General features: G+C 58.3%; 18 protein-coding genes. 4 read left to right on the forward strand and 14 right to left on the reverse strand.

Features of this window, described 5'->3' with window-relative positions; translation table 11 throughout:
- Nucleotides 1-36 precede the first annotated feature (36 nt).
- Nucleotides 37-429: an META domain-containing protein gene (locus tag ACR0K5_RS09820; protein ID WP_480629525.1), complete on the forward strand. Its 393-nt coding sequence runs from the start codon at nucleotides 37-39 to the stop codon at nucleotides 427-429.
- On the opposite strand, the gene recO is transcribed toward ACR0K5_RS09820, so the two are convergent.
- Nucleotides 413-1138, reverse strand: a complete 726-nt coding sequence (gene recO / locus ACR0K5_RS09825; protein WP_480629526.1) for a DNA repair protein RecO — start codon at nucleotides 1136-1138, stop codon at nucleotides 413-415. The two genes, ACR0K5_RS09820 and recO, sit on opposite strands and share 17 nt — an antisense overlap.
- A gap of 197 nt (nucleotides 1139-1335) precedes the next feature.
- Between recO and ACR0K5_RS09830 the strand changes: the two genes are divergently transcribed.
- Both ACR0K5_RS09830 and ACR0K5_RS09835 read left to right on the forward strand, forming a co-directional pair.
- On the forward strand, nucleotides 1336-1587 hold the full coding sequence (locus ACR0K5_RS09830; protein WP_480629527.1) for a hypothetical protein: 252 nt from the start codon (nucleotides 1336-1338) through the stop codon (nucleotides 1585-1587).
- Between the two features lie 300 nt (nucleotides 1588-1887).
- Nucleotides 1888-2277, forward strand: a complete 390-nt coding sequence (locus ACR0K5_RS09835) for a VOC family protein (RefSeq protein ID WP_480629528.1) — start codon at nucleotides 1888-1890, stop codon at nucleotides 2275-2277.
- 58 nt (nucleotides 2278-2335) lie between these two features.
- Here the strand turns inward: ACR0K5_RS09835 and ACR0K5_RS09840 are convergent, their stop codons facing one another.
- The 4 genes from ACR0K5_RS09840 to era form a co-directional block, all read right to left on the reverse strand.
- Complete coding sequence (locus tag ACR0K5_RS09840; protein WP_480629529.1) at nucleotides 2336-2659, reverse strand: SemiSWEET transporter; 324 nt, start codon at nucleotides 2657-2659, stop codon at nucleotides 2336-2338.
- Between the two features lie 125 nt (nucleotides 2660-2784).
- Nucleotides 2785-3372: a YrbL family protein gene (locus ACR0K5_RS09845; RefSeq protein WP_480629530.1), complete on the reverse strand. Its 588-nt coding sequence runs from the start codon at nucleotides 3370-3372 to the stop codon at nucleotides 2785-2787.
- A gap of 74 nt (nucleotides 3373-3446) precedes the next feature.
- Entirely contained in the window at nucleotides 3447-3776 is a 330-nt protein-coding gene (locus tag ACR0K5_RS09850; protein ID WP_480629531.1) for a DUF1491 family protein, read from the reverse strand.
- Complete coding sequence (era, locus tag ACR0K5_RS09855; RefSeq protein ID WP_480629532.1) at nucleotides 3773-4681, reverse strand: GTPase Era; 909 nt, start codon at nucleotides 4679-4681, stop codon at nucleotides 3773-3775. Before era ends, ACR0K5_RS09850 begins: the two co-directional genes overlap by 4 nt.
- Before the next feature lie 160 nt (nucleotides 4682-4841).
- On the opposite strand from era, the gene ACR0K5_RS09860 reads away from it, so the two are divergent.
- Nucleotides 4842-6224, forward strand: a complete 1383-nt coding sequence (locus tag ACR0K5_RS09860) for a multicopper oxidase family protein (RefSeq protein WP_480629533.1) — start codon at nucleotides 4842-4844, stop codon at nucleotides 6222-6224.
- Nucleotides 6225-6226: 2 nt separating this feature from the next.
- Here the strand turns inward: ACR0K5_RS09860 and ACR0K5_RS09865 are convergent, their stop codons facing one another.
- The 9 genes from ACR0K5_RS09865 to ACR0K5_RS09905 all read right to left on the reverse strand — a co-directional run bounded on the left by ACR0K5_RS09865 (nucleotide 6227) and on the right by ACR0K5_RS09905 (nucleotide 13497).
- Nucleotides 6227-6745, reverse strand: coding sequence for a GNAT family N-acetyltransferase (locus ACR0K5_RS09865; protein ID WP_480629534.1), 519 nt, complete (start codon nucleotides 6743-6745; stop codon nucleotides 6227-6229).
- Between the two features lie 4 nt (nucleotides 6746-6749).
- Nucleotides 6750-7442: a ribonuclease III gene (gene rnc / locus ACR0K5_RS09870; RefSeq protein WP_480629535.1), complete on the reverse strand. Its 693-nt coding sequence runs from the start codon at nucleotides 7440-7442 to the stop codon at nucleotides 6750-6752.
- A complete protein-coding gene (gene lepB, locus ACR0K5_RS09875) occupies nucleotides 7439-8278 on the reverse strand; it encodes a signal peptidase I (RefSeq protein ID WP_480629536.1) in 840 nt (279 codons plus the stop codon). Before lepB ends, rnc begins: the two co-directional genes overlap by 4 nt.
- Nucleotides 8279-8338: 60 nt before the next feature.
- The gene (acpS, locus tag ACR0K5_RS09880; protein ID WP_480629537.1) at nucleotides 8339-8758 is read right to left on the reverse strand and encodes a holo-ACP synthase; all 420 of its coding nucleotides are present in this window, start codon (nucleotides 8756-8758) and stop codon (nucleotides 8339-8341) included.
- Between the two features lies 1 nt (nucleotide 8759).
- Complete coding sequence (locus tag ACR0K5_RS09885; protein WP_480629538.1) at nucleotides 8760-9227, reverse strand: ABZJ_00895 family protein; 468 nt, start codon at nucleotides 9225-9227, stop codon at nucleotides 8760-8762.
- A 63-nt stretch (nucleotides 9228-9290) separates the two neighbouring features.
- Nucleotides 9291-9914 carry a LysE family translocator gene (locus tag ACR0K5_RS09890; RefSeq protein ID WP_480629539.1) on the reverse strand — a complete coding sequence of 208 codons (624 nt, stop codon included), beginning with the start codon at nucleotides 9912-9914 and terminating at the stop codon, nucleotides 9291-9293.
- Entirely contained in the window at nucleotides 9911-10657 is a 747-nt protein-coding gene (locus tag ACR0K5_RS09895) for a pyridoxine 5'-phosphate synthase (RefSeq protein WP_480629540.1), read from the reverse strand. Before ACR0K5_RS09895 ends, ACR0K5_RS09890 begins: the two co-directional genes overlap by 4 nt.
- A complete protein-coding gene (locus tag ACR0K5_RS09900) occupies nucleotides 10650-11348 on the reverse strand; it encodes a DUF2062 domain-containing protein (protein WP_480629541.1) in 699 nt (232 codons plus the stop codon). Before ACR0K5_RS09900 ends, ACR0K5_RS09895 begins: the two co-directional genes overlap by 8 nt.
- A 16-nt stretch (nucleotides 11349-11364) precedes the next feature.
- Nucleotides 11365-13497, reverse strand: coding sequence for a RelA/SpoT family protein (locus tag ACR0K5_RS09905; RefSeq protein ID WP_480629542.1), 2133 nt, complete (start codon nucleotides 13495-13497; stop codon nucleotides 11365-11367).
- Between the last annotated feature and the right edge of the window lie 26 nt (nucleotides 13498-13523).

Genomic DNA, 13523 nt, shown 5'->3' on the forward strand with positions numbered 1-13523 from the left:
GTTCCACCGACAACCTTGATGCGATAAGACCCTGAAATGATCCGCCTGATCTTGACCCTGACCCTGCTGGCCCTGTTCCAATGCGACAAGGACGAAACTGTCGCCGCCTATGGTGCGGCGGACCGGACTTGGGTGCTGCAGGAGATCGACGGGCAGCCCTTTGAGGCCAGCGCCCTGCTGCGGTTTCCCGAAGAGGGCAAGATCGCCGGAAACGCCCCCTGCAACAGCTATAGTGGCACGCTGAACGCGCCATACCCATGGTTTGAGGTTCAGGAACTCAAAGCGACGCGCGCGGCCTGCGCGGGGCTTGAGGCGGAAGGCTTCTATTTCGCCGCCCTCATGGCCATGACGCAATCCGAAGTGTCAGGCGATGTGCTGATCCTGAGAAATGAGGACGGGCACGAGATGGTGTTCACAGCCGCCGAGTGACCTGATCCACAAACCGCGCCCGTGTCTCGGGCAGCGGATTATGCCCCAGCGAAGGGGCGACACGGTGTTCAAGAAAATACCCGGTCGTGCGCAGGGCCTCTGCGATCTCGGCATCGGGCGCAGCACCTTCCCCGCGCAGGCAGGGTGGCAGTGGCAACAGCTTGCCCGCCCATTCCCCGGCCCCCTTCTCACTGACGGCGCGGCCTGTCTTGGGTGATACGTAGGTCAACCCATCGGTCACGCCGGTCACGGCGCAGTTGGTCAGGTCGAGGCCAAATCCAAGCTCTTCCAGCAACGCGAGCTCCCAGCGCAGGTACGCCAAAGGCCAGATCTCATCCTGACCCAAAAGGTCCATCAACTGTTCGGTCCGCGTATAGAGCGCCGGGTGTGGTTCCCGTTCAGGCAGACAATAGGACAAGAGAGATACGACAGCGTTTAGCCCGGACAGGGCCAGCCGCCCTGAAAACGCCGCTGCCGCACGGGACCGCAGAGGTTCGACCTGAAACGTGCCGATATGCTCTTCCAGCCGCGCCCGCCACAGCACATCCAACTGCGCGCCGGGTTGCAGGACCGGCGCGATCTTGCGGCTTGTTCCACCACGTACGACACCGGCATGACGCCCGTGGCCTTCGGTAAAAACCTCGATAATCGCCGCCGTTTCTCCGTGGCGGCGGGAGGTCAGAAGTATGCCGTGATCGCGCCAGTCCAAAACTCGGCCCTTTATCAATTTGGGTTAGACCGCAGAAAATCCCAAGCGAGGTTGGCACGCAAGAGAAGAACCTCTTTTAACTTCCATTCAACCTGAGTTCTTTTCCCGAAGTCGCCATAGTTTTGTGACTTCGCGCCACCTGTCTTGTCCGCGTTCACGCGACCCCCACCTGCGCTTCAAACGGAAGGGACCGCGCTATGATCGACGACGAACCGCAACCTGTGGCTTATTACGACGAACACAAAATCTGGACACCTGATCCGACGGCTGCAGACATGCAGGTCTACGAGACGTTTGCCACGGCCGTCGTCGAACTTGTGCAGGTGCTGGATGACAACAAGCCCATGTTATCGAGGGATGTCTACGCACGCTTTTTTGCGTCTCTGCTGCAACTGTCCAGAATGTTGGGTGAATACGAAGACGGGTGGAGCCGAGAAAACAGCGCGTGATCTATGGAGCTACTGTGGGATCCGAATAAAAGTCATTCATTCTATTACCCAGCAGTGTGCCGCGTTCTCGCCAACCCACATTAGGTTCACTCTCGTCGCCAGATTGGTCTGTAGCATATTTTAAGGCTTTTTCAGGTTGGGAAACATCGGGCTAGCCGACCCATAGACTGTTGGAAACTCCGTCAGTTGCCGAGCTCGGACAAGTAAAGTGTCGTCAAAAAACGAAACCATAAACGCGTTGCGTGAATCTTGTTCAGGCGCTAGTGTTCCCCTTATGTTCTGAAAAACGGGATTCTTAAAATGTCTCTTAGCTATGTCATGATCGGTTCCAACGATGTTTCCAAAGCGCGCGCTTTTTACGACGCTGTTGTGCCTCAAATAGGCGGGAAAGTCATCGCCGAGTATATGCCGCACGCCGTCTGCTATGAGCTACGTGGCGGCGGGTGCATTTGGGTTGCGACACCGTTCGATAAAGAAGTTGCGACGATCGGAAACGGAAACATGGTTGGCCTGCAGTGCCAAAGCGAAGCAGAAGTTCGAGATGCACACGCAGCCGCACTTGCAAATGGCGGAACAAACGAAGGCGATCCGGGTGATCGTCCCCAATACGGTCCGAACTTCTTTGGCGCTTATGCACGCGACCCTGACGGAAACAAGATGAGCTTTGTCTATTTTGGTGACGCGGACTGATGACGCAGTAAGTAACTTGCGGCCGCGGTGGTGAATAGAATGCCAGGGCCGCGCGACTTCAGAATGTCACACCAGCATGGATCAGAATGCCGATAACCATCAGCAGGTTCAGTACCATCGAGATACCGTTGCCCACATAGATCGGCATCTTTCGGACCGTAAGGCCGTAGACGAACCATAGTAGCGAAAGCGCCGCATAAAGCGACCAGGACAGCAGGGACTGGCCCGTGGCATGCTGGGAATGGGTAAAGTAGAGCTTGATCAGTTGCGGTAAGGTGGCAAATGGTCCGACAACGCCGACGAAGACCATGAAGCCTTCGAACCGTTCCATCCAGCGGCCCAAATTTGTGCGCTTGAACTTCTGAGCACTTGATTGAGACAAGGAACAACCTCCTTCATGTCCGCTTGCCAGGCAAGATGAACCGCCCCGGCGGCCGTCGAAACGGCGCGCGCCAAGATTAGCCGCTTTGCGCGGCAAGACCAAGATGGTTAGGCGGGTTGCGACACCTACCGCAGCAGGCGTTTGCGGCGCCGAGCTGACTGAACACGAAAGGCGTAGTCGCTGATAAGGGTCAGGGGCAGTAGCACGCGCTCTCCCAAGCCATCGATGACGACCAGTTTGCCGCCCCGTTCCTGCGCGCGCACGATGTTCTCGTGACTGATGTCTCCGACAATGATCCGACCACGTTCAAGATCAGTCAGCAGTTCGTCCATCTCTTGCAGTAGCTTCGCACGTTCGGGGCTGCCTTCGGGGGCCTGCCGGAGTTCCTGAGCGAAGTTGGAGGCCAAATCGCCATCAGGGCCGGTCATCTTCTCGACGGCGATCGCCGGTCCTTCCGAAGTCACCGCATAGCCCAGAAACCCCGCCAGACGCCAGATTTCCGGGCAGCCACGGCTGAGCGCAGCCAAATACTCATTGGCCTCACGCGCCCATTGCCGCAGGTTCCCATAGCGGTATTCCGCATAGCGCCGGAACAGTCTGTTTTTGGGCTTGTCGGTGCGAACCTTCAACAACGCCCCATCAATCTGCGGGTGGTTGTATATCTTGTAGTTCTGACTTGCCCGCAGGGGGTTTTCGTTGCTCAAATCAATCATTTCTTAACCATACAATCCCAAATGTCTGAAGAAAGGCCCAAAACCACCTTCTGACCCGGTTGTGAGCTTCCAGGTCAGTCCAAACCTTCCTCGCCCAAAAGATGCCTGCCCTGACGGTCCTCAACCTCGATCACCCAGAGGTCGGGATCAAAGCCGCGTTGGCGCGTGATAGCGGCGTCAACATCGGCATCTGCACCGCTGGAGAGTTCAACCCATTTGCGTTCGCCGCTCATCAGATCAAAGCTGCGTTGGAACGCAACGGCCTGCCCGTCCAGCGTGTTCAGCTTAACCAAAACTGCGCCAGCAGTGTCGTCGCCATGGGCCACGACATAGGCCGGTATGTCCTGAAACCGTAGCCGCGCCAAATAGGCGTGGACCCAGAAATCAGCTGTCAAGCGAGTCATGCGTTACCGTCTTTGAAATCCAGCCCCATTTCCGAATAACGCTCGGATTCCTCCAGCCAATTGGGTCGGACTTTTACTTGCAGAAACAAGTGAATCTTGCGGTCGAGGAACTCTTCCAACTCCGCCCGCGCAGCCTGACTGACGGCCTTGATGGTCTCGCCCTTCTTGCCCAGTACGATGCCCTTGTGACCGTCGCGCATGACATAGATGACCTGATCGATCTTGGCGGAGCCATCCTTGCGTTCTTCCCAGTTCTCGGTCTCGACGGTCAGTTGATAGGGCAGTTCCTGATGCAGGCGCAGCGTCAGTTTCTCGCGCGTCATTTCCGCGGCGATCATGCGCAAGGGCAGATCGGCGATCTGGTCTTCAGGATAGAGCCACGGGCCTTCGGGCAGTTCCGAGGCCAGCCATTTGCGAAGGTCGTCGACGCCGTGACCCTTTTCAGCGGAAATCATGAATGTTTCGATAAACGGGTAGCGCGCATTCAGGTCACTGGTCAGCGCCAGCAGCTTCTCGGACGGCACCTTGTCGATCTTGTTGATGGCCAGCGCGATGGTACGGCCCTGCCCGATCTCTTCCAGACCTTCGAGGATGCGCTCTACCCCTTCGGTGATACCGCGATGCGCTTCAACCATCAGGACAACGACGTCCGCATCGGCAGCGCCGCCCCATGCAGCGGCAACCATGGCACGATCCAACCGACGGCGCGGTTTGAACAGGCCGGGCGTGTCGACAAAGACCAGTTGCGCGTCGCCTTCCATCGCCACGCCGCGGATACGCGCGCGGGTGGTCTGCACCTTATGCGTCACGATCGAGACCTTGGCCCCAACCATGCGGTTCAGCAAGGTAGACTTGCCCGCATTGGGTTCTCCGATGAGGGCGATAAATCCGGCGCGTGTGGTCATGTGTTTGGCGATCCTGTTTGCAAGTGCGCATCCCTATAGCAGAAAGGCCCGGCGGGCCAGAGGGATTTGTCGCATTGCGGCTTTGCGTAAACGGTGGCAAGACAAACGCAGACGCCCAGCCATTCCCAGCCCGGCATCAAATCCATTCAGTGAGGTTCTCATGAAACGTCGCGAGTTTCTTATTGGAAGCGGCGCCGCCGCGAGTGCCGTGGGATTGGGAGGGTTATCTCTGGCAGCAGGTGATAAGGCGCAGGAACTGGTGCTGCAACCTGCCAGCTATCGGTTGCGCGATCAGCTGACCACGGGAATGGTCAGCCTGTCACCCAATGCGCCACCGCCGGTTCTGTACGGCCGTCAGGGCGAAGCGATGCAGCTGACGGTGCGCAATACACTGCCCGATTACACCGCAATGCATTGGCACGGACTGCGGATCGCCAACCAGATGGACGGGGTGCCCTACCTGACCCAGATGCCCATCGGCGAGGGAGCGAATTTTGTTTATGAGTTCACACCGCCGGATGCAGGCACGTATTGGTATCATCCTCATTGCATGACGATGGATCAGATGGCCCATGGACTGACCGGTGTGATGGTGATTGCCGAACCCGAAGATCCCGGCTTCGACAGCGAACAGGTGATCAATCTGCGAGATTTCAGGCTGGACGAGGATGATGCGTTTCTGCCAGCTTATACCGCCCGTGGCGCTGCGCGGGCGGGCACGTTCGGCAACGTGCAGACCGCCAACTGGCAGAGCGAGGCAGTGCATGACCATACAGCGGGCAGCCTGGTACGTCTGCGCGTGGTCAATACGGACACGACCCGTATCTATAAGTTGCACCTTGAAGGAGCTGATGCCCGGATCATAGCGTGGGACGGGCATCCGGTTGAGATCGACGTGACGATGCCCACTGCGGCCGAGCCTCTGTTGCTGGGTCCCGGTCAGCGTGTGGATTTTGCGGTACGAATGCCAGACAGCGAAGGACAATCCGCGGCGCTTATCGCCAAGTTTCCCGGACAAAAACACCGTGCCATGGTCCAATTGCGGGCCACGGGACAATCAATGACGCGTGATCTGCGAGAGCTGCGCCCATTGAGCCCAAACCCGGTGGCGCACCCTTATCTGGATCAGGCCGAGGTGCACGAATTTGTCTTCGGCTGGACCCCGGAAGGTGGTGCTCCTAATGACGGGTTCTGCGGCTCGTTGGGATATAGTTTCTGGTCAATCAACCGCATGCCTTGGGCTGGTGATGCCGCGCAGGGTACCGGACCGCTGGCGGTACTGGAACGGGGCAAGAGCTATGTTCTGCGGTTGCGAAATGAATCGCCGAACCTGCACCCGATCCACCTGCACGGGCTGGCCTTTGTTCCGATAAAGTCAAATCTGCGCAACCTGCCGCCTTTGGTGACCGATACCATGCTATTGTTGAAGGACGAGATCATTGATATCGCGCTGGTGGCCGACAATCCCGGCGACTGGGCATTTCATTGTCACGTGATCGAGCACCAGAAAACCGGGCTGGCCGGGTTCATCCGGGTGGTCTGATCCTAGCCCGGCGCGGACATGTTCAACGCCAGAACATGGTTCGGGTAGGCTTGGTCTTCGATGCGAAAATCCGTGATGCCAACCTGCCGGAACCCTTTGGACAGATAGAAATCAATTGCGGGTGTATTCTCGGAATTTGTCGTCAGCCAAATTTCGTTTCGGCCTTTGTCCCGGCAATAGTCAATCGCCACCTGCAGCAAAGCTGAACCGATGCCCTTACCGTGATGGCGCGGCTGCACGTAAAACGTTACGATTTCAAGATCGGAAAGCCCGTCAATGGGTGGATCGCGACCTTCTGCCAACCGAATAAAGCCGTCGATGCCATCACGGTTTTCCGAGACAACCAGAAAGTCCTTTCCTTCTTCGAGCATCGCTTCGAACCGTTCAGCTGTGAACTCGGACAGAGCAAACTCGGCGAAGAAAGAGCTCACTCCATGTCGCAAGTAGGTGCCGACCCAGACTTCAATCGACAAAGCGGCAAGGCTGGCGGCGTCTGCTTTTCCTGCTGGTCTGAGCTTCATGTCCCTAGGACGAGCTGGCCGGACTCAACCGTTCCAGCAAAGCCTTCGCCGCGGCCTGTTCGGCCTGACGTTTAGATCCGGCGGTGGCCTGTGCCTCGGTGCCGTCCTGCAGCCGCGCCGCAATGGTGAATATCGGTGCGTGGTCGGGGCCGCTGCGTTTGACTTCGACGTATGAGGGCGGCTTTTGCCCGCGTGCCTGCGCCCATTCCTGAAGTGAGGTTTTTGCGTCGCGGGCATCAGCTTCAACCTTGTGTATGCGGTCGCCCCAAAGGGCCAGGATGACATCGCGGGCAGCCTCGAACCCGGCATCGCGGTAGATGGCAGCGATCACCGCCTCCATCGCATCACCCAGCAGGGCTTGTTTGCGCCGGCCGCCAGACAGCATCTCTGACCGGCCGAGTTTCAGGACCGCGCCCAGATCGATCTGGCGAGCCACGTCAGCACAGGCCTCTTTGCGCACCAGCGCATTGAACCGCGGAGCTAACTGGCCTTCGGATGCTTTTTTGTCGGCCTCGAGCAGAGCCGTGGCCATAACAAGACCCAGAACGCGGTCGCCCAGAAACTCCAGCCGCTGGTTGTCGGGCCGGGTGGTCGATGAAACCGAGCCATGGGTCAACGCGCGCACCAACAACTCGGGGTTGGTGAACTCGTACCCCAAACGCTGCTGGAACGCCCTTATTTCAGCCGAAAGCTTCAATTGACCGCCTTGAAGAATCGATCACCGCGCCAGGTCCAGAAGAACAGCATCGACCGGCCAGCGGACGAGAACATGATCCGGTCGGCGCGACCGATCAGGTTTTCGTAAGGAACATATCCCACACCGCCCGCAGACTGCGGAAGGCGGCTGTCGCTGGAATTGTCGCGGTTGTCACCCATGAAGAAATAGTGACCCTCGGGCACGGTATAGATGCCGGTATTGTCTGATCCCTGATTACCGATGTTCAGCACGTCATAAGACACACCGTTGGGCAGGGTTTCGATCAGGCGCGACTTTTCGCAGGTACCGCCAATGCCGACGGGGCCGTTTTCGCAGCGCGGGCGCAAGCGTTGCGGCCCTTGCGGTTCAGCCACTTCGGTAAATACGCCATCGGGTTGCTGAGGAACCGGTGTCCCGTTGAGGATGATCTGACCGTCGCGGACCTGGATACGGTCGCCCGGCAGGCCGATCAGGCGCTTGATGTAGTCCCGCCCGGTGACCGGATGACGAAAGACAATGACATCGCCGCGCTCTGGATCACCACCCCAGATGCGGGTATTGTCTTCGCTCTGCATCCAGCCGCAGATATCTTCGGCATCCACATTCAGACCAACGCTGGGAATGATCAGGCTGGGGCAGGACGCATAGGAATAGCCATAAGCCATCTTGTTGACGAAGAGGAAATCGCCGATCAGCAGCGTCTGCTTCATCGAACCTGAGGGAATCCAGAATGGCTGAAAGAAGAGGGTGCGGAACACGCCTGCGATCAGCAGCGCGTAGACGATGGTTTTGATCGTCTCCCAGACGGGATTTCCGGTTTTGGCGTCCTCGGCCATACTGCTCTCTCCAGTTCTTTGCTTGGCTTCGCTGCTACATGCGGGGGGGATGAGGGCAAGTCAAGGCTGCGTGGCGTGATCTTGAAGCGGACGCGCCTCGATCACCACAAAGGCCTGTGCCCAGGGGTGATCATCGGTCAGGGTGACGTGAATGATCGCCTCGTGCCCTTCGGGGGTCATTTCCTTCAGGCGTTCGGCGGCCCATCCGGTGACGTGCATGACAGGCTGACCGGTACGGAGGTTGGTGACCGCCATGTCTTTCCACGAAATGCCCATGCGCAGGCCGGTGCCGAGCGCCTTGGAACAGGCCTCCTTCGCGGCCCAGCGTTTGGCATAGGTGCCTGCGGTATCGGCACGACGTTCTGCCTTGCGCTGCTCTGTCTCGGTGAAGACACGGTTGCGGAACCGGTCGCCGAAACGGTCGAGCGTACCCTGAATGCGGTCGATATTTGCCAGGTCTGTGCCGATGCCGAGGATCATTTTACGCCACCTTAGCTTGAATGTTCTTTGCTCCGCGAAAGACACGCGAAGCAAGTCTGACGGCCCACCAATTGAGAATGAATGCGACCGAAAGTGCAATCACCGCCAAGCTGATGAAAAAGCCAGCATATTCTCCGGTGAAAAAGAAGATATATGCTTCCACCATTTCTGGCCTCCCAAGCACCAGCGGAAAACCAAAAGTTACCAGTAAATCAACAACGAACACTCTCGCCGTTGCTGCAAATGCAAAACGCCGCGCTTCGCTGCGATTGATCGCTCTTAGATTTTGGCGTTTAAATCGGCGGCCAACAATGAAGGAAGCCAAGACCACTGGAAGCATCGTGACCAGAAACCCATGAAAGGTCACGTCAATTCCCGTACGCAGACGGATCAAAAAAGTAATCACCGGCACCAGAATTCGGAAAACGAAAAACCAAAACGTGTACCTTGAAAGGCTGATCTCAGTCATACTTAAATCATTTCCTGAACATAGTGGTGATTTAAATCTCCACGCTGAAAGCTACCGTTTCTTTTACGACAACCGCACCGTCAATATCTTGTAACTCGCCACCCCAAAGAACCCCGCAAAGGCGAAATCGAACCAGCGGCGGGCGCGGCGGTAGGTGCAGACCATTCTCTCGGATGAAAACAGGAAGGCGTAGCCGATGAAGATCAGCAATGAGCCCGCGTAAAGCATAGCGAAATAGCCCAGTAGCGTCGACAGGCTGGCATCATTGGGCGCGACGATGGCATAGATCGAGCCCCAGCTAAGGATCGCCTTGGGGTTGGTCAGATGAATCGCCGCGCCTTTGGCGAAGATTGTCGGCAGCGAGCCCGTGACCGGTTTGCCCAAAGCGACCTCGTCCGAGGTCATCGCGCGGCGCAGAGCCTTGAAGGCCAGCCAGCCCAGATAGGCAACGCCGACATAGCGGATCACTTCGAACACCCAGACATTGGCCAGCATGACCGCAGACAGGCCAAGTGCTGCGGCAATGCCCCATGCGGCGGACCCGGCACAGATGCCCAGCGCGAAGATTAAACCGGCGCGGCGGCCTTCGTTCATGGCGGTTCCGGCAATTCCCATCGTGGCAGGCCCCGGAGAACCGCCGGCCATCAGCCAGGCCAGCCAGATGGCGACAAAGCCGGGGGTGATCACGCGCGCGCCTCGTCCATCAGGCGGCGCATTTCCTGAATGGCAGGGGTGAGACCCAGAAAGATCGACTCACCGATCAGGAAGTGACCGATATTCAGCTCTTTCACTTCGGGGAAGGCCGCAACCGGTTTGACGGTGTCATAGGTCAGACCGTGGCCCGCATGGACCTCAAGCCCCAGCGAATGGGCGAAAGCGGACATCTGGCGCAGAGACTCAAGCTCACGTTCGGCATCTTCCATGCGGCCCTCTGCATGGGCGTCGCAATAGGCACCGGTATGCAGTTCGATCACTTCTGCACCGATGCGGTGGGCGGCCTCGATCTGGCGCTGGTCAGCCGCAATGAAAATCGACACACGGCAGCCGACATCGCGCAGCGGCGCGATGAAATGCGCCAGCTTGTTTTCCTCACGCGCGACTTCGAGCCCGCCTTCGGTGGTGCGCTCCTCGCGTTTTTCGGGCACGATGCAGACCGCGTGCGGTTTGTGGCGCAGGGCGATTTTTTGCATCTCATCGGTCGCGGCCATCTCAAAGTTCAATGGGACCGACAGAACTTCCATCAGCCCGTCGATATCGGCGTCCGAGATATGACGGCGGTCTTCGCGCAAATGTGCCGTGATGCCGTCGGCACCTGCCTCTTCCGCCAGTTTGGCGGCGCGCAGCGGGTCGGGATACGCCCCTCCCCGGGCATTGCGCACGGTGGCCACGTGATCGATGTTCACACCCAGACGCAGATGGTTCTCAGACATCACTCGATTCCTTTTGAGTACTTTGGCCCGAGCCTAGTGGCTCTGCCGGAGAAACGGCAGCCGATTCTTCGGCCAAACGTTTGATTTCGTCGAACTTCGCCTTGATCCTGGCACGACGGCGTTGCTGGTAAGTCAGGATCAGCGGCAGGCTGAGGTAATAGCAGATCACACCCGCCACAATGCCGGGAATGATGCCACCGATCATGTAGGGGTAGAACACGTCATCGTAGAACTGCGCCAGCCCGTGCCAGTCGGCCACGCGATCCGTAAACAACGCCAGAAAATTATTCTTGAGATCCCCAATGGCGTCGGCGAACTTCCCCATCAGGCCCTGCGTGTCGCCTTCTTCGTATTCGGTGCCCAACAGGAAATGCCCGGCCTGAAGGCAGATCACCCCGATCGGGACATAGGTCAGAGGATTGCCGAAGAACGTGCCGCTGAGCGCGGCCAGAAGGTTGCCCTTGATCAGCCTGGCGCCGATGGCCGCGACCAGAAAGTGCAGCCCGTAAAACGGAGTAAAGGCCGCAAAGACGCCCGCACCAATTCCCCGTGCTATTCGATCAGGCGTGTCGGGCAGTCGCCGGACACGGTGCTTCACGTAGTGAAAAGCGCGGGTCCATCCGCCACGCGGATAGACAAAATCCGACGCAACTTGGACAGCAGAGCGTCGGTCTCGGCGCTTGAATACCACCCGTGATCACCCCTTCTCAGCCAGCCGCGACCGAAGTCTTGGTCCGGTCCCGATACCGTTCGACCGCAGCAACATCGCTTTCAGCCTCCAGCATCAGCATAAGCGAATGCAACTGTTCAAGGTCGCGCAGTTCGACATTGATCAAAAGGCGGTAGAAATCCGGTTTGCGATCAACAAATTCCAGGTTCGAGATATTGGCCTTTTTCTCGCCAATCAATGTGCAAATACGCCCCAGAACCCCGGCATCGTTGCCAATGGTCAGATCCAGCGTCGCGCCATAAACGGCCGGGTGTGTGCCCGAATGCCAGTGCAGATCGACCCAGCGCTCGGGCTCGCTTTCGAACTCACCAAGCCTGTCACAATCAATGGCATGAACGACCACGCCCTTGCCCCGGTAGGTGATGCCGATAATCCGCTCCCCCGGCAGCGGTTGACAGCAGGGGGCGCGGTCGAATTTCTGACCCGGCTCAAGACCGATCACCGCGCGCCGAAGCGGGATAGCGTCGCCTTCGTCTTTGGCCAGCTCGGGATAGACGGCCTGAACCACCTCATGCGCGGTTAGTTCGGCACTGCCCAGACGGGCCAGCAGTTCGTGCCGGTCTTTCAGACGCAGGTGTTTGGCTGCGGTGTCGAGCGCCTTGTCGGTGGCCTTGCGACCCACATGTTCGAACCCCGAACGCGCCAGTTCCTTGCCCAGTTTGATGAAGCGTTCCCGGTCAACCTCGCGCAGAGCACGTCGGATGGCGGTACGGGCCTTGCCGGTGACGGCAATCTCCAACCATGTGACCTGTGGTGTCTGACCATCTGCTGTGATGACATCCACCGACTGGCCGTTTTTCAGCCGCGTCCACAATGGCACGCGAATGCCATCGACCTTGGCGCCGACACAAGCGTGACCGATCCGGGTGTGAATAGCATAGGCAAAATCGATCGGTGTCGCACCGCGTGGCAGCTTTACCACATCTCCTTTGGGCGTGAAGCAGAACACCTGGTCCGAATACATCTCGAGCTTGACGGCTTCGAGGAAGTCTTCGTGATCTTCCTCATTGTCGAACTGCTCGGTCAGGTTGGAAATCCATTTGGCCGGATCGACGGCAAACGGGTTCTCGGTGCGCACACCATCGCGATAGGACCAGTGCGCAGCAACGCCGGTTTCAGCCACGTCATGCATCTGGCGGGTGCGAATCTGAACCTCGACCCGTTTTCCGTCGCGGCCTGAAACCGTTGTATGGATTGAGCGGTAGCCGTTCGATTTCGGCTGGCTGATGTAGTCCTTGAACCGCCCAGGCACCGCGCGCCAGCGCTGGTGGATGGCACCCAGGGTGCGATAGCAGTCTTCTTCAGTCTGCGTAATGATGCGGAAACCGTAGATGTCGGACAGGCGCGAGAAGCCCTGATCCTTTTCCTGCATCTTGCGCCAGATCGAATAGGGTTTCTTGGCGCGGCCAAACACCTCGGCATCGATACCGGCCTTTTCTAACTCGTGCCGCATATCGCCGGTGATGCGGTGGATCACGTCGCCGGTTTCCCGTTGCAGTGTGATAAAACGGCGGATAATCGACTGGCGGCCTTCCGGGTTCAGCACGCGGAACGCGAGGTCTTCCAGTTCCTCGCGCATCCACTGCATACCCATCCGGCCCGCAAGTGGTGCATAGATGTCCATCGTCTCGCGCGCTTTGACGATCTGCTTTTCAGGGCGCATCGCCTTGATGGTGCGCATGTTGTGCAGACGGTCGGCGAGCTTGACCAGAATGACCCGCAGGTCCTTGGACATGGCCATGAACAGCTTGCGAAAGTTCTCGGCTTGCTTGGTTTCGCGGCTGGACAGTTGCAGGTTGGTCAGCTTGGTGACGCCATCGACCAGTTTGGCGACCTCATCCCCGAAAAGCTCGGCCACCTTACCGTAGTTGGCCTTGGTGTCCTCAATCGTGTCGTGAAGCAACGCAGTGATGATCGTCGCATCATCCAGACGCTGTTCAGTCAGAATGGCGGCTACGGCAACGGGGTGGGTGAAATAGGCCTCGCCGGAATGGCGGAACTGCCCTTCATGCATCTGCTGGCCAAACTCATAGGCCAGCGCGATGCGGTCAGCATTCGTCTTGGGATTGTAGTTGCGGACCAGCGCAATCAGGTCGTCAGCAGAAATCATCCGGTCCGCACCTTCGTCTTCAGAGC

Source organism: Ruegeria sp. AB9 (assembly GCF_056542585.1).